Origin of the sequence: Massilia sp. Root133, from assembly GCF_001426525.1 — a bacterium.
Lineage (GTDB): Bacteria > Pseudomonadota > Gammaproteobacteria > Burkholderiales > Burkholderiaceae_D > Telluria > Telluria orientalis.
In genome coordinates, this window is record NZ_LMEW01000034.1 from 294106 (window position 1) to 319434 (window position 25329).

Below are 25329 nucleotides of genomic sequence, written 5' to 3' on the forward strand. Positions count from 1 at the left end.
GCCACCGCGATCGACATCACGGCGTCTGAATTCGGCATCCTTGCGCCGTCACTCCCCCAGCAGGCTGGCCGCGGCCACGCCGAGCAGGGGCGCGACGTCGATCCGGTTGCTTGCATGCGCGATGGTATTCGTGCAGGCCACCCCGGCGACACCGGCCGCCTGCAGTTCGGCGTACGCGTCGGCAGCGAACAGCGCGTGGACGGCGATGCAGACGGGTGGGTCCATGCCCGCCTCGCGCACGCGCGCGACGGCGGCGATCATCGTCCGCGCCGTGGAAGCGATATCGTCCACGAGCACGGGCGTACGGCCGCGCCACTGCGCGAGCGCCGGAACGGACAGGGTCACGTCGCGGTCGCCGCGCCGTTCCTTGCGCAGCGTGGTGTACGGACAGCCGACCAACCGCGCCACGTCACCCACCCACTGGTCGCTCTCCTCGTCCGGCCCGATCAGCAGGGGATTGCACACATGGGCGCCGACCCAGGCCGCAATGGCGGGCGCGGCGGCGACCACGCGCGTCGGAATGGCGTAGATCTCGTCCAGGCTGTGGATCCGGTGCAGGTGGGGATCGACGGTCACGAGCCAGTCGCCCGCCATGCCGAGCAGGCGCGCGAAATGCTGCGCAGTGACGCCCTCGCCACCGTGGAAGCGGGCATCCTGGCGCATATAGGCGAGATAGGGGACGACGAGGCCGATGCGTGCCGCGCCCAGTTCGCGGGCCACGCACGCGGTCAGGTAGAGCGGGACGGTCTTGTCGTTCGGACGATCGAGGCTGCACACGAGAACCAGGTCCCTGCCCGCCACGTCGGACAGGAACCGCACATGGCTTTCCCCATCCGGGAACGCGCGCAGTTCCCAGCGCCCCTGTTCCCAGCCGCGCAGCCGGCACAGGTCGGCGCCCAGCGTCTCGTTGCCGGGCAAGGCAAACAGCAGGGGCGTCATTCGTCCTCCACGATGGCGATGATGTCGGGGTGCGTGGCGGCATAGGCCACGGCTTCGGACAGCGTCCCCGCCGAGGCGGCGTGGATGGTGTACAGCGGTCCGCCCGCCTTCACGGTGCGGCCGACGGGCGCGAGGAACAGTACGCCGGCCCCGGCATCCTTCGGCGCGCCGGCCAGCTTGGCCACGCGCGCCAGGCGCCGGTTGTCGATCGCCGCGACATAGCCCGCGCGCCGCGCGAGGACATCATGCCGGAACGCGCCGACCTCCGGCACGCGCATGCCGCCCTGGGCCGCGCAGATGGCTTCGAACTTGCGCAGGGCGGCGCCGCTCTCGAGCGTGGCACGCGCCAGCGCAAACCCTTCGCCGGCCGCGGCTTTGCCGCCCAGCTCCAGCACATGGCCGGCCAGCGTAAGTGCCCGTGTGCGCAAGTCTGCGGGAGCATCGCGCTCGTTGCGCAGGACGGCGAGCGCATCAAGCGCCTCCAGCGCCGGCCCGATGCCGCGCCCGACCGGCTGGCTGCCGTCGCTGATCACGGTCCGGATCGTGAGGCCATAGGCCTGGCCGACCGCCTGGAACAGCCGGACGAGGGACTCGGCGGCCGCCTGCGAGCGCACCTTCGCGCTCGGCCCGACCGGGATGTCGATCAGCACGTGGGTGGAACCGGCCGCCAGCTTCTTCGACAGGACGGATGCCACCATCGCGGCTTCGCCGTCGAAGTCCAGCGGGCGCGAAATGCGGATAAGGACGTCGTCGGCGGGGCTCAGGTTGACGGCGCCGCCCCACACGATGCAACCGCCCTCCTGCTCGACCACGCGGCGCATGCGCTCGGTGTCCAGGTCCACCGGCGCCAGCGTTTCCATGGCGTCTGCCGTGCCGGCCGGCGACGTGATCGAACGGGACGACGTCTTGGGGATCGTCAGGCCGCACGCGGCCACGATCGGCACGATCAGGAGCGTCGTGCGATTCCCGGGCAGGCCGCCGACGCAATGCTTGTCCACGACCGGCGCCGCTGGCCACTCCAGCCGGGTGCCGGCCTGCACCATCGCACCGGTCAGCGCGAACGTCTCCTCCACTTTCAGCGGCCGGCCGGCGCAGGCGGTGATGAAGGCGGCGATCTCGATGTCGGAATACAGGCCGGCGGCGATGTCGCCGACGATCGCGTTCGCGGCCTCGACGGAGAGGTCGGCCCCGAAGATCCGCGAACGCACGAACGCGAACGAACGGGCGGGCGGCGCGAGGCGCACGCGCACCGGTTCGCCTTCGGACGCGCCGAGCCGCTGCCAGGTGAGGTCGGACAGCCCGACCTCGCCGTCGGGCACGATGTCGGCGCGGACGAGGTGCACCAGCGCCGTGACGGTGCGGCGCGCCGTGCTGACCCGCACGCGGGCGCCGGCGGGATATCTCCCCGTCCGGCATGCGCCGCCGCCTGCGGCGAGATACAGGACCGCCGCATTGCCGCTGTCGATGCCCAGCCGGCGCGCGCCCGCGACGAACGACGAAGCGAAGGCTTGCGCGTCGTCCTTCACAGCTGTTCCTCCTGCAGGTGCTCCGGCACGAGGCAGTTCCACCGGAGCTCGTGTTTGATCCGCACGCGCAACGCCTCGGAGGCGGCCGGCTCACCGTGCGTGATGAACGTGCAGCGCGGCGCCGTCTTCAACGCCGCCAGCCACGCCACGATCTGGTTGCTGTCGGCATGCGCCGACATGTTCTGCACGTTGACCACCTGCGCCCGCACGCTTACCTGCTGCCCGTGGATGCGTACCGAGTCCGCGCCTTCGACGAGCGCCGCCCCGCGCGTGCCGCCCGCCTGGAACCCGGCGAACAGGATGGTGTTGCGCGGATCCTCCGCGAACGCCTTGATGTGGTGCAGCACGCGTCCGCCGGTCGCCATGCCGCTGGCGGAAATGATGACCTTGGGCGTGTTCCTGACGTCGAGCGCCTTCGATTCGTCCACGGTGTTGATGATGGTGGCCGCGTGGCACATGGCCTCGCACTGGTCGCGCGTCAGCCTGTGGTCGTCGTGGTGCCGGTGGTAGATCGCAGTGGCATCCTTCGCCATCGGGCTGTCCAGGAAGACGGGCAGGAACCCGGGGATCGCCCCGGACGCCTTCAACTGGTGCACGTAGTACATGAGTTCCTGCGCGCGGCCCACGGCGAACGCCGGAATCACGACGACGCCGCCGCGCGCCGCCGTGTCACGAATCGCCTGGCCCAGCTCGACCAGCGGATCGGTCGGTTCATGCACGCGGTTGCCGTAGGTGGATTCGACGACCAGGTAATCGGTCGGCTCGAGCGGGGCGGGTGGCGGCATGACGGGATCGTCCGGGCGCCCCAGGTCGCCGGAAAACGTGATGCTGCGACTGCCGTCGTCGAGCGCGACGGACGCCGCGCCGAGGATGTGGCCAGCCCGGCGCCAGGTTGCGGCCAGTCCGGACGCCACGACGGTATGGACGCCGAACGGCACGGCGACGAACTGGCGCAACGCGACGCGCGCATCCTCTTCCGTGTACAGCGGCATGGCCGGACTGTGCTGCGTATAGCCATGACGGTTGGCCGCCGCCGCGTCTTCCTCCTGCAGGTGGCCGCTATCGGGCAACAGGATCTTGCACAGGTCGAACGTCGCTCCCGTGCAAAAAATCTTCCCTTTGAAGCCGCCCTTGACGAGGAGGGGCAGGTAGCCGCTGTGGTCGAGATGCGCATGAGTCAGCACGACGGCGTCGAGCTTCGCCGGCTCGATAGGCAGCCGGGCCCAGTTGCGCAACCGGAGTTGTTTGTAACCCTGGAACAGTCCGCAATCGACAAGGATCCTGGCACGACCGGACGTCAGCAGGTACTTGGAGCCCGTGACGGTTCCGGTGCCGCCGAGAAACTGGATTCGCATGATGCCACCTATTGTTGAGCGAGCACATCGTACAGCTCGCTTTCACAATAGTAAGTCGTGGCAAAGAACGCAATCCTTGATTTACATCAAGCCACTCTCTATCAGACCGGGTCCTTGACGACCCGGTCGACGTAGCACCAGCCCCACGTCTCCCCGTGCTCCTTCGAGCGGATCACGGGGTGTCCGGTCGCATGGAAGTGCTTCGTGGCGTGCTTGTTCTTCGACTGGTCGCAGCAGCCGACGTGGCCGCACGTCAGGCACACGCGCAGGTGCACCCACGTGTCGCCCGTTCGAAGGCACTCCTCGCAGCCGTCGGTATTGCCCTCGCGGGTCACGATGTGATGAAAGTGCGTGCAGTCGTTGCTCATGCCAACCTCCCGGTGTTATTTCTCGACCATCCCCCGCAACCCGCTGGCCCGGTGCGTACGGCGCAGGATCGCCTCGCCCAGCACGGCCGGCGCCGGCGTCGTCAGGGTGAACTGGCGGCTCGCGCGCGTGATGCCCGTATAGACTAGCTCGCGCGCGAGCACGGCGCCCCCCTCTTTCGGCAGGGCCAGCACCGTGTGCGCGAATTCCGAGCCCTGCGATTTGTGGACCGTCATCGCGTACGCCGTCTCCACGTGGCGCAGGCGCGTGGCCAGCACGCTGCGCACGTTGTCGCCTTCCAGGAACCACACGCGCAGCGAACCGGGACGCGCCGGGTCCGGCAACGCGAGGCCGATGTCGCCGTTGAACGTGCCCGTCGGGTAGTCGTTGCGGGTGACCATGACGGGGCGGCCCACGTACCAGTCGCCGCGCACGATCAGGCCCGCGTGCGCGAGGCGCAGTTCGATGGCCTCGTTCAGGCCTTCGACGCCCCACTCGCCTTCGCGCACGGCGCACAGCACGCGGAACGCTTCGAAGCGCTGCAGCACGGCGCGCACCCAGTCTTCGTGGCTGCCATGGCCTCCGCTGCCGGCGCGCAGCAGTTCGAGATATGGACGATAACCCTCGTTCGCCAGCTGGATCACATGGTGCTGGTGCGCGTGCTCGATCCAGCGCAGCACGCCGGCCGCGTCGGGTGCGCGCAGCGCGGCGGCGGCGCCGTCGACGTCGCCCGCGTTGACGGCCAGCGCCAGCTTGCCGATCGGGCCGCCGAAGCGGCGGCTGTGGCGCAGCATCACCGTCTGCTGGGCGAGCGGGCCGCCCTGCCCTTCATATTCGGCGGGGATCGTCTCGCCGCTCGCGGCCCGCACGTACGCGCGCGTGTCGGCGTCGTAGCGCCCGGCCTGCGCATCGTGGCACAGGTCGCCCAGCACGGCGCCCGCTTCCACCGACGCCAACTGGTCCTTGTCGCCCAGCAGGACCAGCGTGGCGCCCGCGGGCAGCGCGTCCAGCAGCGACGCCATCATTTCCAGGTGCACCATCGACGCCTCGTCGACGATCAGCACGTCGACGTCGAGCGGATTGCCGCGATGATGCGCGAAGCTGCGCGTGTCCGGACGCGCGCCCAGGAGGCTGTGCAAGGTGCGCGCGGCGCCCATGCGCGTCGTCAGTTCGCGCAGCGGCAAGGCGCCGCCGACGCGGTCGGCCAGGTCGGTCAGCGCCTTGTCGATCGACTGCTTCAGGCGCGCCGCCGCCTTGCCCGTCGGGGCGGCCAGTGCGATGCGCTGGCGCGCGGCGTCCGGCGCCGTCGCAAACAACAGCGCCAGCAGGCGCGCCACCGTGTACGTTTTACCGGTGCCCGGACCGCCCGTGATGATGGCGAACGCGCCCCGCAGGGCGACGGCGCAGGCGATGCGCTGCCAGTCGGGCGCCTCGCCCGCGCGCTGGGCGCCGAACAGTGCTTCCAGCCACGTATGCGCCTGGTCGATGTCGACGTCGCGGCGCTCCTGCGCGCGCGCGCGCACGCACGTGGCGACGAGGGTCTCGTCGCGCCAGTAGCGGCGCAGGTACAGGCGCGTGTCGTCCAGCACGAGCGGCTGGTCGTAATCGAGGTCGCCCACGCGCCACACCTGGTCGCACGTGGCCAGTTGCGACATCCACCCCTTCACGCCGCGCGGCAGCGGTTTCGCCGCCTTCGCGAGCGCCTTCCAGTCCTCGTCGGCCCAGCCGAGCAGCGCGGCCGGATCGCCCGCCAGGTCGTCCAGCAGCAGGCAGCTGTGGCCTCGCCCTTCCAGTTCGGACAGCACGAGGGCCGCGAGCAGCAGCGGCGTCGACTTGGCGCACGCGGCCTCGCCCAGGCTCGCGACGAAGCGGGCGAACACGCCGGACAGGCGGCGCAACCCGCCCGCCTCGGTCAGGCGTTCGACCTCGGCCCAGAAGGCGCCGGTATCGATGACGTCAGGCTTCATGCGCGTCCTTTCCCAGCAGGCGATCGAGGCCGTCCAGCAGTTCCACGTCCGGCTCGATCAGGTAGCAGCCGTGCGTGGCCGGGTTGCCGATCCCGCGCAGGAACAGGAACACGGCGCCGCCCAGGTGCTCGCGCGGCGAATAGTCTGCCCCGAGGCGCGCGCGCAGCAGCCGGTGCACGGCCAGCATGTAGATGGCGCCCTGGATGTCGTAGCGGTGCCCGGCCATGCCGGCCGCCATCGCGGCCTGCGTGTACGCGGTGTCGCCCGGTCCCAGCGCATTCGATTTGTAGTCCAGCACCCAGTAGCGGCCGTGGCATTCGAACACGAGGTCCGTGAAGCCCTTCAGCATGCCGTGCAGCTGACGCTCCGGCAGGATCGGGCGCGGCGTGTTCCCCAGCATGCGCTGGCGGCACAGGCGGTCGAGCGCGGCCACGTCCAGCTGGCGGCTGGGGAACCAGAATTCCATCTCGGCCAGCGGCGCATCGATGTCCGCCAGCGCGCAGCCGACGGGCGGCAGCGGCGTGACGGCGACCATGCGCAGCCAGGCCAGCGCGTCGTCGAGGCGGTTGCCCCAGCCGGCGCGCTGGATGCGCTGCGCGAGGCGGACGCGGAACGCTTCATCGTCGACCTGGCCGAAGCCTTCCCTGGCCATCCACTCGAGTTGCTCGTGCAGGAAGTTGCCGGGACCGGCGCCGCGCGGGAAGCGGTGCCACGGCGCGTCCTCGCTGTGCGTGACCGGCACGACGCCCGGGTCTTCTTCCTCCAGCAGATTCTCTTCCTGCGGCCGCGTCGGCGGCGCGACGGCCACCGTGTTTTTCGTCAGCGACGTGAACGAGCCCACCGCCCAGTTGCGCTCGAAGCGCGCATCGAACTGCGGCGGCTCGACGAGCTCCGGCCGCACGTCCTGCCTTGCCAGCCGCGTGCAGCCGTCCGGGCTCGCCAGCGCATGCAGCTCGATGCCGTCGACGTCGCCGCGCAGGTGTTCCCAGCGCTCGCGCACGGCGGCCGCGGGCACGGGTGCGCCGCCCGTCAGCAGATAGCCCAGCGCCGATTCGTGCAGCTGGTTCTCGCCCTTCTTGCGCGCGGCGACGGCGGCGACACCGAGCCACAGGAAATGGCGCGCCCGCGTCAACGCGACGTACAGCAGGCGCAGGTCTTCTTCCAGGCGCGCGCGGTCGACGGCTTCCAGCGCCGCGTCGGACAGCCCGAGGTCGATGCGGCGCGCGCCATCGTCTTCCACGTATTCGAAGAACGCACGGTTGCGGCGGTCGGTCTTGCGCGCGGTGACGGCGAACGGCAGGTACACGAGCGGATATTCCAGGCCCTTCGATTTGTGCACCGTGACGACTTTCACCAGTTCCGCGTCCGACTCCAGTCGCAGCACCCGTTCGTCGCCGCCCTCGCCCACACCTTCGACCTGTTCCGCGAACCAGCGGATCAGCGCCTGTTCGCCATCCAGTTCGCGGCTCGCTTCCTGCAACAGTTCCGCGAGGTGCAGCAAATTCGTCAGACGGCGCTCGCCGCCCGGCGCCGCCAGCAGCTTGGCGGGCAGGCCCAGTTCGTGGATGAAGCGGCGCAGCATCGCCAGCACGCCCTGCCGCTGCCACGCCTGGTGCAGCGATTTCAGTTGTTCGACGCGGACTTCCCACGCCAGTTCGTCGCTGGCGAGCTGCGCCAGTTCCGCCAGCGGCAGCGCGCACGTCGCGGTCGCGAACGCGGCGCGCGCGAGCGTGACGTCCAGCGGGTTCGCCACCGCCTGCAGCCAGCGCAGCACGTCGCGCGCCTCGTCGGTCTCGACGACGGAATCCTGGTCGGACAGGTACACGCTCGCGACCTTGCGCTGCACGAGCGCGCGCCGCACGGCCGCCGCCTCGCGCCGGTCGCGCACGAGGATCGCGATATCCGCCGGCATCAGGCGTGTCAACGTCCCGGCTTCGTCTTCGAAGCCGACGCGCGCATCGTTCAGCAGCCGGACGATGTGCTCGGCGCAGTGCTGGGCGAAGAATTCGCGGTAGTCGTCCGCGCGCAGGTCGTCGATGTCCGCCAGGCCGACGGCCAGCGCCTGGAACGGTCCGTCGACGCCGACCAGCTGCTGCTTGCGCCCCGCCGCGTCGACCGCGTCGAACGGCAGCGGATTCTCGTCGCCCTTGCGGAAGCGGAAGGCGCCCGCCGCGTAATTCCCTTCCGCGTGGCGGAACAGCTGGTTGACGGCGGCGACGAGCTGGCGCGTCGAGCGGTAGTTCGTGCCCAGCTGGTAGTGGCGGCCGTGCGTGGCCCGGCGCGCCGACAGGTAGCTGTGGATGTCGGCGCCGCGGAAGCCGTAGATCGACTGCTTCGGGTCGCCGATGAGGAACAGGCCGCGCGCCGGATCGTTGTCGGCCACGCGGTACAGCAGGTCGAAAATGCGGTACTGGTCGGGCGACGTGTCCTGGAATTCGTCGACCATCGCCACCGGATACTGGTCGAGGATGCGGCGGCGCAGCGCCTCGCCGTTCGGCCCCTCCAACGCATCCTTCAGGCGCGCCAGCATGTCGGCGAAACCGAACTGGCGGTTGCGGCGCTTCAGTTCCGCCATGCGGTGCGCGATGGCGCAGGCGGCGTGGCGCAGCAGCGCGTGCGCTACCAGCGCGATCGCATCGAGTCCTTCCTTGAGCGCGGACGTGTGCTCGAAACATTCGGGAATCGGCGCGGCGTGATCCTTGCTGAACGCATCGAGGATGCCGTCGGGCGTCAGGCGGGTCCACAGGGCGTCGGTGAGTTGCGGATAGTGGGCTTGCGGGTCGTCCGCCCAGCGGCGCAGCGCATCGAACGCTTTCGCCAGCGAATCCGGACGCATCTTGTTGCCGTTGAACGCTTTCGGATTCACGCTGCGCTGCGCCGCGATCCACGATTCCATCGCGTCGGCGCGCGCCTGCCAGCCGTCCTTCAGCCGCTTCAACGCATCGCGCTGCTCGCGTTCCGCCTCGGCGATGACGGCGCCCAGCGGCCGCTCGCCCAGGTTGCCGATGCGGTCGTCGATGCGGCCCGCGCGCTGCACCAGCTCGCGCACGGAGCGCTTCAGCGCGTCGACGTCGCTCCAGCAGGACAGGAGACTCGTGAGCGCCGCGCCGGACAGCGGGTACACGTGCTGGCGCCAGTAATCGTGCGCGGCATCCTCGAACAGCGCGCGCTCGTCGCTGACGAGTTCTTCGTCGAACAGGCTGCCGCTGTCGAACGCGTGCTCGCGCAGCATGCGCTGGCACCACGCATCGATGGTGAAGATCGCCGCCTCGTCCATCGTCTCGGCCGCGAGGACCAGCCGGTGCGCGGCGACGAGCCGCGACGCCTCGTCGTCATACGCGTCGGCCAGCGCTTCGAGATAGGGATCGTCCGGCTCGATCTCGCCGCGGAAGCATGCCGCCGCCTGCACGAGACGCTCGCGCACGCGGTTCGACAGCTCGCGCGTGGCCGCGCGGGTGAAGGTCATGACGAGGATCTCGGGCGGCATCAGCGGACGGGTAAAACCGTCGTCGCCGCCGTGGCCCAGCACGAGGCGCAGGTACAGCGCGGCGATGGTCCACGTCTTACCCGTGCCCGCGCTGGCCTCGATGAGGCGCGAGCCGTGCAGCGGGAAGCTCAGGGCGTCGAGCAGCTGGCTCATTGTTCGCCTCCCTCGAAGCGGGTCACCGTCACGCTGTCCTTCAGCCATGCGACCAGCGGACCGTACAACGCTTCCGCCACGAGCGGCCAGCCGCCGGCGGCGCGCAACAATGCGAATTCGGGCCACAGGCGCGCGAGGCACGGGTCGGTGACTTCGCCGTCGATTTCGAAGCCGCCGTCATACGTCTCGCGCGCGTCGCCGCCGGAGAAGTGCGCGAGCGCCGTCTTGCACGCGACGGGCAGCGGCCGGTCGAGGTTCGAACGCCACAGCGCCACCAGCGTCTCCAGTTGCGCGAGCGCCGCGCCACGTTCCAGCGGCGCCATCGCGAGGCTCGCGTCGCGCGCGACGAGCACGCCGCCCACGCGCTCGCCCATCGCGGCGGCGGCCAGCTGGCGCAGCCACGGGCCGATCAATTTGTCGCCGCGCGGCTCGCCCTTGCGGTCCAGCACCTTGGACGACATCTGCAGCAGCCACACGGTGTCCTCGTCGTTGCTGCGCAGGCGGTCGATCCAGTCGTCGATACGCACGCCGCCCGCCTCCACGCTGACGACGAGTTTCGGCGCCGGTGTCGGATAACGCGCGCCCAGCGCGAGCCAGGCGCGGCGCACGGGCACGAGGTCGTCGACGAGCTGCTGCTGCCATTGCCTGCCCACGAGGCCGATCGGCAGCACGCCTTCGCGCGCGAGCCGCGCGGCGCGCGTCTCCAGCACCTGGCGCACGTCGTCCGGCGCTTCCGGCGTGCCGCTGTCGTCCAGCAGCGTGTCTTCCAGGAAGTAGCGCTCGAGCGCATCGAGCGAGAACGGTTCCTCGTCCTCGCCGACGACTTCCAGGTCCGTGAACGTCACGCCGAGGCGGCGGCGGAAGAAGAAGCGTGCGGGCTGGCGCAGGAAGCTCGCCAGCTCGCCCAGGGTGAGACGGTAGTCGGCATCCAGTTCGAACGGCGGCAGCACGTCGTCACCGACGCCTGCAGCTTCGGCACCGTGCGCCGACCGCCATTCGCCCGCATACGTGAGCAGGCCGCCGCGCTCGAAATAGCGGCGCGAGAACGGCTGCAGCGCGTGCACGGTCGTGCGCTCGGCGAGGTCGAGGTCCCAGCCGGCGGCGAGATAATCGCGCAGTTGCGACACGAGCACGGACGCCGGCTGCTCCGTGTTGTCGCGCACGTTGCGGCCCACCCAGCTCACGTACAGCTTGTCGCGCGCGGCCAGCACCGCTTCGAGCATCAGGTAGCGGTCGTCGTCGCGGCGCGAGCGGTCGCCCGGGCGGCTCAAACCCGGCAGCGCCAGCAGGTCGAAATCGGACTGGTGGCCGCGGCGCGGGAAATCGCCGTCGTTCATGCCGAGCAGGCAGACGACGCGGAACGGCACGGCGCGCATCGGCATCAGCGTGCAGAACGTGACGCCGCCGGATACGAACTGGTGCGACAGCGCCGGCTGGTCGAGCTGGCCGAGCCACGCCTCGCGCATCACGGCGAGCGGCACGGGTTCGTCGAACAGCGCGTTCTCGCAGATCTCCAGCCAGCATTGCAGCGCTTCTTCCAGCTGGTGCAGCATCAGGCGGTCTTCCTCGTTCGTCGCGCGGAAGAACCTCGCCAGCAGCGCGCGGGCGCAATCGCCCCAGGCCATCGGGGTTTGCACCCTGTCGAGGTCTTCGCGCCATGCGAGCAGCGCTTCGACCAGTTCCGCCAGCGAGCCCGCGAGCGCGGCATCGAGGCCGCCCACTTCCGGATACGGTTCGATATCGCGGAAGCTGGCGCCGTTGCCGGTCGCATAGCCGAGCAGCATGCGGCGCACGCCGAACAGCCAGGAATTCTGTTCGCCGGCCGAGCCGAGGCCGAGTCCCGCGCGGTGGCGCTGGTCCAGGCCCCAGCGCACGCTGGCACCCTCGATCCAGTGGCCGAGGATCGGCAGATCGGCTTCTTCCAGGCCGAAGCGGGCGGCCAGCGCGGGCACGTCGAGCAGGTCGCGCACCTCGCTCTGGCGGCAGCGCTGCTGCGGCAGGCGCAGCAGCCATTCGAGTGCGACCAATAAAGGATTGACGCTGCGGTCCTTGACGTCGCCGATCTCGAACGGGATGTAGCGCGGGTCGCTGCGCTTGTGCTGGTCGAACACGGCGTGGACGGCGGCCGAGAAGGTCTCGATGTCCGGCACCATCACGACGACGTCGCGCGGACGCAAGGGATCGTCCCGCTCTTGCGCGAACCACGACAGCAGCTGGTCGTGCAGTACCTCGACTTCCCGCTGCGCGCTATGGGCGATGTGGAACTCGATCGACCGGTCGTCGAGCGGAGGCGGCGTGTGCGGATGCTCCGACAGCGGCAGCAAATCGCGTACGGCGGCCTGCACCTGGCCCAGCAAGGTCTCGCCTTCCTCGTCGGAGAACAGGTCGATGCGCAGGTTGCCGAATTGCGCGCCCTCGCCGTTGTCGAATTCGTCGAGCATGCGCACGAAGTCGCGGCCCTGCCGTCCCCAGCTCGCGAGCAGCGGGTGGCTGTGCGCGTGCAGCTGCTCGACGGGGATGTCGGACAGGTCGCTGCCGTTGCGGTGCTGTTGCCGTTTATAGGCCGCGCGCAGCAGTTCACGGCCTTCGATGATGTCGCCCCAGTAGAACCGGCACGGATTCGGCACGGCCAGCAGCACCTGCGTGTGGCGCGACAGGCCCGCCATCGCCTGGATCGTCTGGTACGGCAGGGTCGACATGCCGAACAGGATCACGCGGCGCGGCAGGCGCAGCACGGGTTCGCGGTCTTCCATCACCGCCGCCATGAATTGCTGGTGGATCGTCGCGCGGCCGGACCAGCGGCGCTCCGGCGGCAGGCTCGCGTGGATCTCGCGCCAGAGTTGCGCCTGCCAGCACTGGTCCGGCGCCAGCGGGATCGGCTCGCCTCCGGGGCGGCGCAGCTGGTCACGGTCTTCCGCCCAGTCGGTGAGCCAGTCGGCGCGGTAGACCTGGTACTGGTCGTACAAATCCGCGAGACGTTCGGCCAGCTGCAGGCGGCGCTCGGCGTCGCCGTCGGAGAGAAAATGGCGCAGCGGTTCGAATTTATCCTTTTCCAGCAGCTCGGGCAGCAGGCGCATGAGGCGCCACGTGAGCGCGTCCTTGTCGAACGGCGAGCGGCGCGGCACCCGCTCCGGACCCAGCATGCCGCGGTACGCCTCCCACTGGAAGCGCGCCGGCAGCGCCACGCGCGTGGCCGCGCACACGCCCAGCTCTTCCGCCAGCGCGATCTTGAGCCACTCGGCGACGCCGTTGGACTGGACGAGCATGATCTCTTCTTCCAGCGGACCGAGCGGATTGTCGCGCAGCCAGTCGAAGACGGCGGCGCGCAACAGCTCCATCTGGTTGCCGTGCAGGATGAGGAGGCCGGGGCGGATCGGGGATGGCATGACGGGACGTGGAGAAGCGACTCGCGCAGCATACTACTTCCGGGGCTCCAGCGGTAGAGCTGACCGGCGCTCAGGCCTGGTGATCCTGCTGGCGCGTGTCCATGCGGCCGAGCGCGCGCGCGATCGTCGCGATCAAGGCCTCGGGCGCCGCCGGCTTCGTCAGGAATTCATCCATGCCGGCCGCGAGGCAACGGGCCTGGTCTTCGACCCCGGCATTCGCCGTCATCGCGATCACTTTCAGGCCGGCCAGCCGCGCATCCGCACGGATGCGGCGCGTGGCCTCGTAGCCATCCATCACGGGCATCTGCACGTCCATCAGGACGCAGTCGACAGGCCCTTCCGCCAGCCGGTCCAGCGCCTGGGCGCCATCGTCCGCGACGACGACGCGCGCGCCGGCATCCTCCAGCAGTTCACGCGCCACCAGCTGGTTGAACGCATTGTCCTCGACGAGCAGGATCGTGCAGCCCGCGAGCGCCGCCGGTTCCGACTGCGGGGCCGGCACCGCGGGTCGCGGGGCCGTCAACGGCCGCAGGCGCGCCGTGAACCAGAACGTGCTCCCCTGCCCCGGCACGCTCGTCGCACCGGCCTCGCCGCCCATCAGCTCCGCCAGCTGCTTGCTGATGACGAGGCCCAGGCCCGTGCCGCCGTGCACGCGCGTCGACGACGGGTCGGCCTGGTGGAACGGCGTGAACAGCTGCGCCAGGTCGTCCGCGGCGATGCCGATGCCGCGGTCCTCGACCTCGAAGCGCACGAGCACGTCGGTCCCCACCGTCCGTTCGACGCGGGCCCGCACGTGAATGGTGCCCTGGTCGGAGAACTTGATGGCGTTGCCGACGAAGTTCAGCAGCACCTGTTCCAGCCGCAGCGGATCGCCGCGGACGGGCCACTTCAGCTCGGACGCCACGTCGAACACGAGTTCCAGGCCCCGCGCCGACGCCTGCGCGCCCAACTGGCTCTCGACGTTGCGCTTCAGCGCGTCGAACGTGAAGTCGCGCAGTTCCAGCTCGACCTTGCCGGCTTCGATCTTGGAAAAGTCGAGGATGTGGTTGATGATGCCCAGCAGGTGCTGCGCCGAATGCTGGATCTTGCCCAGGTAGTCGCGCTGCTTCGGGTCTTCCGCGCGCTTGCCCGCCAGGTAGGCCATGCCGATGATGCTGTTCATCGGCGTGCGGATCTCGTGGCTCATGTTGGACAGGAAGTCGCTCTTGGCGCGGCTCGCCGCGTCGGCTTGCGCCTTCAGCGCGTGCAGTTCGGTCACGTCCGTCGACACGCACAGCACCGCCCCGGCGTCGCCATCGCCGGCGAAGCGCACGGGCACCTTCACGCTCCACACCTGGCGCGCGACGCCGTCGCTGCCGGCAAAGGCGTTCTGCACCGCGCGTTTTTCGCCCAGTTCCAGCACGGGCTGGTCCAGCGCCCACAGCGCGTCGGCCTGCGCGGGCGGCATCACCTCGCGGTCGCGCCGCCCCACGATCTCGTGCGCCGGCAGGCCGCAGGCGGCGGCCATCTTCGCGTTGACGTAGCGGTAGCGGCGGTCGCGGTCCTTCAGGTAGACGTAGGCGTCGACGTTGTCCAGCACGAGGTCGAGCAGCCGGCGCTGGTCCACGGCCGTCTTGCGCGAGCGGGCCAGGTTGAGGAACAGCGCAAACGCAAGGAATGTCGCGCCGAAGCCGCCGGCGCCGGCCAGCCAGGGGAAAACGCGGCCGAAACCGTCGACGAGGTCGGCGCGGCGGGCGACGAAGCGGGCTTTCCACAGGTTGTCGTCGAAACGTACGGGCAGCACGGTTTCCATCAGATCGCCGGCATTGTTCAGCGCCGCGCCGGCGCCGTCGTACAGCAGGTTGTCCGCCTCGTTGACGTGCAGCGGGCCGGCCGCCCGGCTGTCGGCGGCCGCATACAGCTGCAGCGCGACCGGTTGGTCGCCGCCCGGCAGCGCGCCGCGCACGAGGGCCGGCACGGAAAAGCCGATGCCGACCGAGCCCGCGTACGCGGCGCGCCGGCCTTCGACATCGGGCGGAACGGCGCCGTCCGTGCGGTACACGGGCATGCGCAGGCCCAGGCCGAGATGGCGCACGGGGTGCTCCACGACGATCGGCTTGCCGGATGCCGTCATGCGGCCGCTGTCGCGCGCCCGCTCGAGCGCCTGCGCGACCGCGGGCGCGCCGCCCGCAAGGTCCGCACCGGCCTTCTCGGCCAGCCACGGCTCCAGGTAAGTCAGCACGGTGTGCGCGGGACGCCGCACGGCGGGCCGGATCGTGAAGTCGGGATAACCGGCCGGGTCGAGGCTGCGGTCCGCGCGCACGCCCGCGACGAACGCGTCGCGCGCGCCGGCCTCCACGTACGCTGCGTAGTTGACCGATTCGAGCGCCGGATAGTGCTCGGCCACGCCCAGCGTCTGGACGTAGCGGTGGAATTCCAGCCGCGTGACGGTGCCGCTTGCCTGGAACAGGCCGGCCAGGCCCCGCACGACGTCCGCATAGGAGTGCACGGCGCCGGCCAGTTGCTGGCGGCCGGTGCGCGCCAGGTGGTCGAAGCGGGCCTGGGTCTCGATGTCGACCGCGTGCGCCGCGCCCAGATACAGCCCGGCGCCGGCCAGCAGGGCCAATGCGGCCCCGCCGGCCCAAAGCGCGGCCGTCTTTCCCGTGTTGCGCGTCGTGATGTCAGCCATAAGGAAATTACTGCGAAATTTCCGTGCGGAAATTTTTCGATGTTTGTTAGTATGTCCGAATCGGACGGAAATTGCGAGCTTAACAATAAGGAATGCATATGCGTGAAGCGGATAATGGACACTTTGACCACTGGTTGTGGCTGGAAGACGTCGATTCCGGCCGCGCGCTCGGCTGGGTGGCCGAACGCAACGCGGAGACGGAGCGCGAACTCACCGCCCTGCCCGGCTACGCGGCCTTGCGCACGCGGCTGAAGACGATCCTCGATGCGCGCGACCGCATCCCCTACGCCGGCCACCACGACGGCCGCTTCTACAATTTCTGGCGCGACGCCGACCACGAACGCGGGATCTGGCGCCGCACGACGCTGGCCGAATACCGCAAGCCGGCGCCCGCCTGGGAAACGGTGCTGGACCTCGATGCCCTCGCCCGCCTCGAAAACGAGAACTGGGTGTGGGCGGGCGTGACCTTCCTGGAACCGCACGGCACGCGCTGCCTCGTCTCGTTGTCGCGCGGCGGCGGCGATGCCCACGTCGTGCGCGAGTTCGACGTGGCGACACTGTCCTTCGTCGACGGCGGCTTCACCTTGCCGGAAGCGAAGTCGAGCGTCGGCTGGGTCGACGCGGACACCCTGTTCGTCGCGACGGACTTCGGGCCGGACTCGATGACGGAATCGGGCTATCCGCGCATCGTCAAGGCGTGGAAGCGCGGCACGCGCCTGGAAGACGCCGCGCTCGTCTACGAAGCGCAGGAAGACGACTTGTCCGTCTCCGCCTGGCACGACCCGACCCCGGGCCACGAGCGCCAGTTCGTGCTGCGCCAGATCGATTTCTACAGCAGCGAGCTGTTCCTGCGCGATCCCGCGAGCGGGCAGCTCGAGCCCATCGACAAACCGCTGGACGCGAACGCGTTCGCGCTGCGCGACCAGTTCATCGTCGAACTGCGCTCGGACTGGACGCTTGGGGACCGCACGTGGCCGCAGGGCGCCCTGCTCGCCATTGCCTTCGACCGCTTCCTGGAAGGCAGCCGCGATTTCGACGTGTTGTTCGAACCCTCGCCGACGACGTCGCTGGACGGCATCGCGGCGACGCGGGGCGCGCTGTTCCTCACGATCCTCGACAACGTCAAGAACCGGATCATCGAATGGCAGCGCGCGGATGGCCGCTGGCAACGCCGCGACGTGGACGCACCCGGCATGGGCGCGCTGCACGTCGCCGCGGTCGACGAGTACGACGCCGACCATGTGTTTCTCACCGTGACCGACTTCCTCACGCCGAGCAGCCTGTATCTGATGGAGGCCGGCCGCGACGGGCGCGAACTGTTGAAGTCGATGCCGGCGTTCTTCGACGCGTCGCCGTATGCCGTCAGCCAGTTCACGGCGCAATCGCCCGACGGCACGCACGTGCCGTATTTCGTCGTGATGCGCAAGGACGCGCCGCTGGACGGCACGCATCCGACCCTGCTGTACGGCTACGGCGGCTTCGAAGTGTCGCTGACGCCGTTTTACAGCGGCACGACGGGCGAGGCGTGGCTGGCGCAGGGCGGCGTGTATGTGCTCGCGAACATCCGCGGCGGTGGCGAGTTCGGGCCGCGCTGGCACCAGGCGGCGCTGAAGGAAAACCGGCAAAAGGCGTTCGACGATTTCCTCGCGGTCGCCGAGGACGTCATCCGCCGCGGCATCACGACCCCGCCCCACCTGGGCATCATGGGCGGCAGCAATGGCGGCCTGCTCGTGGGCGCGGCATTGACGCAGCGGCCGGACCTGTTCGGCGCCGTCGCCTGCCAGGTGCCGCTGCTGGACATGCGCCGCTATCACGAGCTGCTGGCCGGCGCGTCATGGATCGGCGAGTACGGCGACCCGGACGATCCCGACGAATGGGACTACATCGCCCGCTACTCGCCGTACCACAACGTTTCGCCGGACAGGCAGTATCCGCGCGTGCTGTTCACGACGTCGACCCGCGACGACCGCGTCCACCCGGGCCACGCGCGCAAGATGGCGGCGCTGATGCGCGACCAGGGGCACGACGTACTGTACTGGGAAAACACGGAGGGCGGCCATGCCGGCGCGGCGAACAACGAGCAGACGGCGACGATGTGGGCGTTGACGTATGCATTCCTGTTGAGGCAACTCAAGTAATTGCACTTGGAAAACTCTGGACATGACCCGTTCCGCCGGTAACCATCAGTTAGCAAGCTAACGCAACCGGCACATTCGATATGAAACTAGCAGGGTTGCTAGGACGCTAAATGAATGTTGCATGGAATACTTGTTTCTCACACATCTTTCCATGGAGGAGCGGCGATGGCTAATGATTTCGTTACCGAAGCAAGCCTGCGGGAACCGTCGGCAGGCACCCTGATGATGAAAACGCCCGCATCCCTGGCGCCCTCCGTCAGCGACCTGAAAAAATACCGGATCAGCAAGCGCGAAAGCCAGGAAAAATTCTGGGGCAGATTTGGCGTCACGCAATCCAGCGGCAGCCGCTTCGAAACGGGCCTGGCCATTCCGGCCCCGGTCGCGCTGCTATTGAAACTCTATGTCAACGGCAAGCTCAACGATGGTGATCTTCTGGGGTAATCAACCCCAGCGAGATGGCCCGCACGACCGCCTGTTGCCGGGTGTTGACGTTGAACTTCTGGCGAATATTGCCCATATGGAAGTTCACCGTCGCCTCGGAACAGCCGGTGATTTTTGAAATTTCCCACGACGATTTGCCCACCATGACCCAGTTGAGCACCTCCAGCTCGCGCGGGGTCAGGCGCGGCGCCGCCTCCTGCGCGGGCGGCGGACAGAAACGCACGCCCGACGCGTACGCATAATCCCGCACCAGTGCCAGATCGGCCAGCATGCTCGACACGTCGCGCAGGAAGGCGCCATCCGCCGCCGTGTCGACGGCAAAACTCAGCAGGCCGAACTCCCCGTTCGGACCATGGATCGGAAACGTCACGCCGGCGCGGATACCGTACGTGCAGGCCTCTTCATACAGCGCGCGCTGGGCCGGGCTGCGGAAGATTTCCGGCTGCCAGATCAGCGGCAAGGTGGTGGCGAGGCAATGGCTGACGACCGGATCGACATAGGCGAACCGCTCGGCGTCATAACGTTCACGCCATTTTGTCGGGTAATTACTCTGTATAAATGCGTTCTCGAGCCGCGCGTGGCGCGAGCCCGACATGCCGAACAAGACCTTCTCGAACCCATAGTGGCGGCCGAGGGCGAACAGCGCTTCGCCCCAACTGGACGCGGTGTCGGTATGTAACAACTCGTCCAAATCGACGGTCTTCATGGATGCCTCGCGCTGTTTGAATGGGGTGTAATGACACCCCGCTATGCTAGTTGAGTTGTAACCAAAAAGCACGAAAAATTGGTCTTTTATTCATTATGGCAGAGCCCTGACATTGGATCAGTTGTCGTTCCGATACATGTTGAACATCGTCCGCCATCGAATCGTGCGCCAGTCTTTACGATTTTCGAATATCCTCGCGCGAATTGTCCATTTAAAATTTCAAAAATGCAAGTTTATGGTGGATTTGAAACAATCCTGTCGGCCTGGCCATATGCATGCTTGACTCGACCGAACACGGGTGTATCGTTGCGTTTCCTTAGCATTTAACAATGCGCGCTGCCTGAAAACCATGCGCCAGCCCCCTTCCGCTTTCTCTTCGAGGATCTTTAGTCAATGAATAACATGACCGACATGGCTGAACAGCTCGATGTCAAGCTGCTGCTGTCCACGCTGATGGCGCTGAAAAAAGGCGACTTCTCGGTACGCATGCCGTCCGACTGGACCGGCGTGTCCGGCAAGATCGCCGATACCTTGAACGACATCATCGAGACCAAGGAAAAAATGGTCGAGGCGGTCACCGAAGTGTCGCGCGTGGTGGGCCGTGAAGGCCATCTGACGCAGCGCGCCTCCGTGCCCGGCGTCGTCGGCGGCTGGTCCACCATCATCAGCTCGGTCAACACGCTGATCGACGACCTCGTGCGCCCGACGACGGAAATGGCGCGCGTCATCGGCGCCGTCGCGAAGGGCGATTTGTCGCAGACGATGGCGCTGGAAGTGGACGGCCACCCGCTGAAGGGCCAGTACCTGCGCGCGGCGACCACCGCGAACACGATGGTGGAACAGCTGTCGTCGTTCTCGTCCGAGGTGACGCGCGTGGCGCGGGAGGTCGGTACCGAGGGCAAGCTGGGCGGCCAGGCCTACGTCCCCGGCGTCGCAGGCACGTGGAAGGACTTGACGGACTCCGTGAACTCGATGGCGGGCAACCTCACGTCGCAGGTGCGTAACATCGCGGAGGTGACCACCGCGGTGGCGAACGGCGACTTGTCGAAGAAGATCACGGTGGACGTGCGCGGCGAGATCCTGCAGCTGAAGGACACCATCAACGTGATGGTGGACCAGCTGCGCTCCTTCGCTTCCGAGGTGACCCGCGTGGCGCGGGAGGTCGGTACGGAAGGCAAGCTCGGTGGCCAGGCGTACGTGCCCGGCGTCGCGGGCACGTGGAAGGACTTGACCGACAACGTGAACTTCATGGCGTCCAACCTCACGGGCCAGGTGCGTAACATCGCGGCCGTGACGACCGCGGTGGCGAACGGCGACCTCGGTAAAAAGATTACCGTGGACGTGAAAGGCGAGATCCTCGAGCTGAAGAACACCATCAACGTGATGGTGGACCAGCTGTCCTCGTTCGCATCGGAGGTGACCCGCGTCGCAAGGGAGGTCGGTACGGAAGGTAAGCTCGGCGGCCAGGCAATGGTGAAAGGCGTCGCGGGCACGTGGAAGGACTTGACGGACTCCGTGAACTCGATGGCAGGCAACCTCACGGGCCAGGTGCGCAACATCGCGGACGTGACCACCGCCGTGGCGAACGGCGACTTGTCGAAGAAGATCACGGTGGACGTGAAGGGCGAGATTCTCGAACTGAAGAACACCATCAACGTCATGGTGGACCAGCTGAACTCCTTCGCGTCCGAAGTGACGCGCGTGGCCCGCGAAGTGGGTACGGAGGGCAAGCTGGGCGGCCAGGCGAACGTGCCGGGTGTCGCGGGTACGTGGAAGGACCTGACGGACGGCGTGAACTCGATGGCGGGCAACCTGACGGCGCAGGTGCGTAACATCGCCGACGTGACCACCGCCGTGGCGAACGGCGACCTGTCGAAGAAGATCACGGTGGACGTGAAGGGCGAGATCCTGGAACTGAAGAACACCATCAACGTGATGGTGGACCAGCTGTCCTCGTTCGCTTCCGAGGTGACCCGCGTGGCGCGCGAGGTGGGTACCGAGGGCAAGCTGGGCGGCCAGGCGTACGTGCCGGGCGTCGGCGGTACCTGGAAAGACCTCACCGACAACGTGAACTTCATGGCGTCGAACCTGACGGGCCAGGTGCGTAACATCGCGGCGGTGACCACCGCCGTGGCGCGCGGCGACCTGTCGAAGAAGATCACCGTGGACGTGAAGGGCGAGATTCTCGAACTGAAGGACACCATCAACGTGATGGTGGACCAGCTGTCGTCGTTCGCGTCCGAGGTGACCCGCGTCGCGCGCGAGGTGGGTACCGAGGGCAAGCTGGGCGGCCAGGCGAACGTGTCCGGTGTCGCGGGCACGTGGAAGGACTTGACGGAGAACGTCAACCAGCTCGCGGCCAACCTGACGAACCAGATGCGCGCGATCGGTGAAGTGGCGACGGCGGTGACGCGCGGCGACTTGTCGCGTTCCATCCAGGTGGAAGCGCGCGGCGAGGTGTCCTACCTGAAGGACAACATCAACGAGATGATCCGCAACCTGAAGGAGACGACGCAGAAGAACGCACAGCAGGACTGGCTGAAGACCAACCTGGCGCGCTTCACGCGACTGCTGCAGGGCCAGCGCGACCTGCAGGCCGTGACGAAGCTGATCCTGTCCGAACTGGCACCGCTGGTCTCCGCGCACCACGGCGTGTTCTACATGATGGATTCGCAGGAAGCCGATGCGCGCCTGCGCATGATCGCGTCGTACGGCTACCGTTCGAGCAGGAAACTGCCGACGTCGTTCCTGCCGGGCGAGGGCCTCGTGGGCCAGTGCGCGCTGGAGAAGACCCGCATCTGGCTGACGGACGTCCCGCGCGACTACATCGTCGTGTCGTCCGGTCTCGGTTCCGCGCCGCCGACCAACATCGTCGTGCTGCCGATCCTGTTCGAACAACAGGTCAAGGCCGTCATCGAGATCGCGTCGCTGGACCGCTTCACGGAGACCCACCTCTCCTTCCTCGACCAGCTGATGGAATCGATCGGCGTCGTGCTGAACACCATCGAGGCGAACAGCCGGACGGAATCGCTGCTGACCCAGTCGCAGTCGCTGGCGCAGGAACTGCAGCAGACGAACCAGGAGCTGGCGGAAAAGGCGCGCCTGCTGTCCGAGCAGAACATCGAGGTGGAACGCAAGAACCGCGAAGTGGAACAGGCGAAGCTGGCGCTGGAAGAAAAGGCCACGCAGCTGGCGCTGTCGTCGAAATATAAATCCGAGTTCCTGGCCAATATGTCGCACGAGCTGCGCACGCCCTTGAACTCGCTGTTGATCCTCGCGCAGCAGCTGTCCGACAACCCGGAGGGCAACCTGTCGTCCAAGCAGGTGGAGTTCGCGAAGACGATCCACGGCTCCGGCTCCGACCTGCTGACCCTCATTAACGACATTCTCGACCTGTCGAAGATCGAGTCGGGCACCGTCACGCTGGACGTGTCGGAATACCGCTTCTCGAACCTGCGCAACTACGTGGACCGCACGTTCCGCCACATGGCCGAGGCGAAGCACCTCGGCTTCTCGGTGGAGCTGGCGGAGAACCTGCCGACTGCCGTCATGACCGACACGACGCGCCTGCAGCAGGTCCTGAAAAACCTGCTGTCGAACGCGTTCAAGTTCACCAGCCACGGCAACGTGTCGCTGACGATCAGCCTCGTGACGAGCGGCTGGACGGCCGACCACCCGCACCTGCTGCATGCGGACGCCGTGCTGGCGTTCTCCGTGCGCGATACGGGCGTCGGCATCCCGGCCGACAAGCTGCAGCTGATCTTCGAAGCATTCCAGCAGGCCGACGGCTCCACCGCCCGCAAGTACGGCGGCACGGGCCTGGGCCTGTCGATCTCGCGTGAACTGGCGCGCTTGCTCGGCGGCGAAATCAGAGTCGAATCCACAGTCAACATCGGTTCCACGTTCACGCTGTACCTGCCGTACAACCGCGCGGGCTTCATCAACTACGAGCAGACCCGCCAGCCGCAACCGGCGCGCCTCGCGCCGCCGCAGCCGCAACCGTCGGCCCTGCCGGCGCCGACGATGCTGCTCGAAGCGGAACCCGAAGCGGTGACCAGCGTCGCCCTGCCCGACCCGTCGGCCAGCCTGGTCGAATACGCGGCCATGCTCGACGACCGCGGCCTGATCGTGCCGGGCGACCCGTCCGTGCTGATCGTCGAGGACGACGAGCGCTTCGCCAAGACGCTGCTCGAATTCGCGCGCGAAAAGAACTTCAAGGGCATCGTCACGCACCGCGGCGATTCCGCGCTGTCGCTGGCGCGCGACTACCTGCCGTCCGCGATCCTGCTCGACATCGACCTGCCGGACATCGACGGCTTCACGGTGCTCGACCGCCTGAAACGCGACCCGAGCACGCGCCACATCCCGGTGCACGTGATGTCGTCGCTGCGCGAGCGCGAGCGCGCGCTGCGCCAGGGCGCGATCTCGTACATCAACAAGCCCGTGAGCCGCGAGATGCTGCAGGAAGAATTCAAGCGCATCCAGAAATTCCTGATGGGCGGCAAGCGTTCGCTGCTCGTCGTCGAGGACGACATGGCGCAGCGCGAATCGATCGTCGGCCTGATCGGCGATTCCGACGTGCGCATCGTGACGGCGGAAGACGGCAAGGCCGCGCTGGAAGCGCTGGCGCAGCAGCACTTCGATTGCATGGTGCTGGACCTCACGCTGCCCGACATCTCCGGCTTCGACCTGCTCGACCAGATCGGCAAGCAGCAGGCGTTGCGCGACCTGCCGATCGTGATCTACACGGCGCAGGAACTGTCGCGCAAGGAGGTCACGAAGCTGAAGCGCTACGCCAAGACCATCGTCGTCAAGGATGCGCGCTCGCCCGAACGCCTGCTCGACGAGACTGCGCTGTTCCTGCACCGCTCGCAGGCCAGCCTGCCGGAGACGCAGCGCCGCATGCTGGAAGAGATCCACGCGGCGGACGGCGGCCTCGCGGGCCGCAAGGTCCTCATCGTCGACGATGACCTGCGCAACATCTTCGCGCTGTCGTCGCTGCTGGAGCGCCAGCAGATGCAGGTGCTGTTCGCCGAGAACGGCCGCGACGGCATCGATGTGCTGGAAAAGGACCCGGCCATCGAGATCGTCCTCATGGACATCATGATGCCGGAGATGGACGGCTACGACACGATGCGCGCCATCCGCCGCATCCCGAAGTTCAAGTCGCTGCCGATCATCACGCTGACCGCGAAGGCGATGAAGGGTGACCGCGACAAGTGCATCGCCGCCGGCGCGTCCGACTACATCACCAAGCCGGTCGACGTCGCCCAGCTTTTGTCGATGATGCGGGTGTGGTTGCACTGATGGTGTCTGCGACAAATACCTGGACCGGCCTCGCGGCCGGGCTGGCGGTCGAGGAGCTGGAAACGGAGCTGCTGCTGGAGGCACTGTTCCAGCGCTACGGCCACGAGTTCCGCGGCTACGACCGGGCGTACCTGCGCCGGCGGCTGGGCGACGCCATGCGCGGTCATGGCGCCGCCACCTTGTCCGGCCTGCAGGAAAAGGTATTGCACGCCCCGGCCGCGGCGTCCGCGCTGCTGCGCATGCTGGCGCCGCAGCCCGTCGACCTGTTCGAGAACACGGGCCACACGCAGCGCCTGCGCACGGTGCTGGCGCCGTCGCTGCGCGCGTGGCCACTGCCCCGCGTCTGGCTGGCGGAATGCGCGGGCGTCGGCGAAGCGTGGGGCCTGGCCATCGTGCTGGCGGAAGAAGGCGTGCTGGGCAAGCTGGACATCCACGCGACGCTCGCCAACGAGGAACTCGTGGCCGAGATGCAGGACGCGTGGCTGCCCGTGGCCGCGCTGGACGCCGCGCAGACCCGCTACGCCGCGAGTGGCGGCCATGCCGCGCTGTCGACGTACTTCGAAGTGCGCGACGGCCAGGCGCGCCTGCAGCCGCAGCTGCGCCGGCGCATCACGTGGTCGCAGTACAGCCTCGTGACGGATGCGTCGTTCAACGAATTCCAGGCGATCCTGTGCTGCGGCGCGCTGTCGGACTTTGGCCCCGTGCTGCGCCAGCGCGTGCTGCGGCTGTTCCACGACAGCCTGGCGCGCTTCGGCGTGCTGTGCCTGGACCGGCCGCTGGCCGTGTCGGATGCGTATGCGGGGAGGTACCAGGCGATCGAGGGGGATCGGCCCTGGTACAAGCGGGTAGGATAGCATTTGAACGTCGCCCCTGCGAAGGCAGGGGCCCAA

General features: G+C 68.0%; 13 protein-coding genes. 4 read left to right on the forward strand and 9 right to left on the reverse strand.

Annotated features, from left to right (window positions below):
* Positions 1-48: 48 nt before the first annotated feature.
* From ASD28_RS25835 to ASD28_RS25870, 8 genes are all read right to left on the reverse strand, one after another.
* On the reverse strand, positions 49-939 hold the full coding sequence (locus tag ASD28_RS25835) for a ribose-phosphate pyrophosphokinase (RefSeq protein WP_056135439.1): 891 nt from the start codon (positions 937-939) through the stop codon (positions 49-51).
* Positions 936-2465 carry a thymidine phosphorylase family protein gene (locus tag ASD28_RS25840; protein ID WP_056135441.1) on the reverse strand — a complete coding sequence of 510 codons (1530 nt, stop codon included), beginning with the start codon at positions 2463-2465 and terminating at the stop codon, positions 936-938. The genes ASD28_RS25835 and ASD28_RS25840 overlap by 4 nt, the downstream gene beginning before the upstream one ends.
* Entirely contained in the window at positions 2462-3820 is a 1359-nt protein-coding gene (locus ASD28_RS25845; protein WP_056135444.1) for an MBL fold metallo-hydrolase RNA specificity domain-containing protein, read from the reverse strand. The genes ASD28_RS25840 and ASD28_RS25845 overlap by 4 nt, the downstream gene beginning before the upstream one ends.
* Positions 3821-3921: 101 nt before the next feature.
* Entirely contained in the window at positions 3922-4188 is a 267-nt protein-coding gene (locus ASD28_RS25850; protein WP_056135447.1) for a UBP-type zinc finger domain-containing protein, read from the reverse strand.
* Positions 4189-4203: 15 nt separating this feature from the next.
* Positions 4204-6153, reverse strand: a complete 1950-nt coding sequence (gene recD / locus ASD28_RS25855) for an exodeoxyribonuclease V subunit alpha (protein WP_056135450.1) — start codon at positions 6151-6153, stop codon at positions 4204-4206.
* Entirely contained in the window at positions 6143-9793 is a 3651-nt protein-coding gene (gene recB, locus ASD28_RS25860; protein ID WP_056135454.1) for an exodeoxyribonuclease V subunit beta, read from the reverse strand. The genes recD and recB overlap by 11 nt, the downstream gene beginning before the upstream one ends.
* A complete protein-coding gene (gene recC, locus ASD28_RS25865) occupies positions 9790-13179 on the reverse strand; it encodes an exodeoxyribonuclease V subunit gamma (protein WP_056135459.1) in 3390 nt (1129 codons plus the stop codon). The genes recB and recC overlap by 4 nt, the downstream gene beginning before the upstream one ends.
* A 70-nt stretch (positions 13180-13249) precedes the next feature.
* Positions 13250-15847: a CHASE domain-containing protein gene (locus ASD28_RS25870; protein ID WP_056135463.1), complete on the reverse strand. Its 2598-nt coding sequence runs from the start codon at positions 15845-15847 to the stop codon at positions 13250-13252.
* Positions 15848-15945: 98 nt separating this feature from the next.
* Here ASD28_RS25870 and ASD28_RS25875 point away from each other — a divergent pair, with 98 nt between their 5' ends.
* Both ASD28_RS25875 and ASD28_RS25880 read left to right on the forward strand, forming a co-directional pair.
* Complete coding sequence (locus ASD28_RS25875) at positions 15946-17985, forward strand: prolyl oligopeptidase family protein (protein WP_056135465.1); 2040 nt, start codon at positions 15946-15948, stop codon at positions 17983-17985.
* A 165-nt stretch (positions 17986-18150) separates the two neighbouring features.
* A complete protein-coding gene (locus ASD28_RS25880; protein WP_056135468.1) occupies positions 18151-18426 on the forward strand; it encodes a helix-turn-helix transcriptional regulator in 276 nt (91 codons plus the stop codon).
* Here ASD28_RS25880 and ASD28_RS25885 read toward each other — a convergent pair.
* Complete coding sequence (locus ASD28_RS25885; RefSeq protein ID WP_082577398.1) at positions 18401-19132, reverse strand: LuxR family transcriptional regulator; 732 nt, start codon at positions 19130-19132, stop codon at positions 18401-18403. The two genes, ASD28_RS25880 and ASD28_RS25885, sit on opposite strands and share 26 nt — an antisense overlap.
* A gap of 393 nt (positions 19133-19525) precedes the next feature.
* Here ASD28_RS25885 and ASD28_RS25890 point away from each other — a divergent pair, with 393 nt between their 5' ends.
* Entirely contained in the window at positions 19526-24439 is a 4914-nt protein-coding gene (locus ASD28_RS25890; RefSeq protein WP_056135471.1) for a response regulator, read from the forward strand.
* Positions 24439-25293, forward strand: coding sequence for a protein-glutamate O-methyltransferase CheR (locus ASD28_RS25895; RefSeq protein WP_056135473.1), 855 nt, complete (start codon positions 24439-24441; stop codon positions 25291-25293). Before ASD28_RS25890 ends, ASD28_RS25895 begins: the two co-directional genes overlap by 1 nt.
* Positions 25294-25329 lie beyond the last annotated feature (36 nt).

Excerpts from the sequence above, each read along its gene's own strand:
- ASD28_RS25885 (WP_082577398.1), bottom strand. The coding sequence starts at position 19,132 with ATGAAGACCGTCGATTTGGACGAGTTGTTACATACCGACACCGCGTCC.
- recC (WP_056135459.1), bottom strand. The coding sequence starts at position 13,179 with ATGCCATCCCCGATCCGCCCCGGCCTCCTCATCCTGCACGGCAACCAG.
- ASD28_RS25870 (WP_056135463.1), bottom strand. The coding sequence starts at position 15,847 with ATGGCTGACATCACGACGCGCAACACGGGAAAGACGGCCGCGCTTTGG.
- ASD28_RS25845 (WP_056135444.1), bottom strand. The coding sequence starts at position 3,820 with ATGCGAATCCAGTTTCTCGGCGGCACCGGAACCGTCACGGGCTCCAAG.
- ASD28_RS25850 (WP_056135447.1), bottom strand. The coding sequence starts at position 4,188 with ATGAGCAACGACTGCACGCACTTTCATCACATCGTGACCCGCGAGGGC.
- ASD28_RS25880 (WP_056135468.1), top strand. The coding sequence starts at position 18,151 with ATGGCTAATGATTTCGTTACCGAAGCAAGCCTGCGGGAACCGTCGGCA.
- ASD28_RS25875 (WP_056135465.1), top strand. The coding sequence starts at position 15,946 with ATGCGTGAAGCGGATAATGGACACTTTGACCACTGGTTGTGGCTGGAA.
- recD (WP_056135450.1), bottom strand. The coding sequence starts at position 6,153 with ATGAAGCCTGACGTCATCGATACCGGCGCCTTCTGGGCCGAGGTCGAA.
- ASD28_RS25895 (WP_056135473.1), top strand. The coding sequence starts at position 24,439 with ATGGTGTCTGCGACAAATACCTGGACCGGCCTCGCGGCCGGGCTGGCG.
- ASD28_RS25890 (WP_056135471.1), top strand. The coding sequence starts at position 19,526 with ATGAATAACATGACCGACATGGCTGAACAGCTCGATGTCAAGCTGCTG.
- recB (WP_056135454.1), bottom strand. The coding sequence starts at position 9,793 with ATGAGCCAGCTGCTCGACGCCCTGAGCTTCCCGCTGCACGGCTCGCGC.
- ASD28_RS25835 (WP_056135439.1), bottom strand. The coding sequence starts at position 939 with ATGACGCCCCTGCTGTTTGCCTTGCCCGGCAACGAGACGCTGGGCGCC.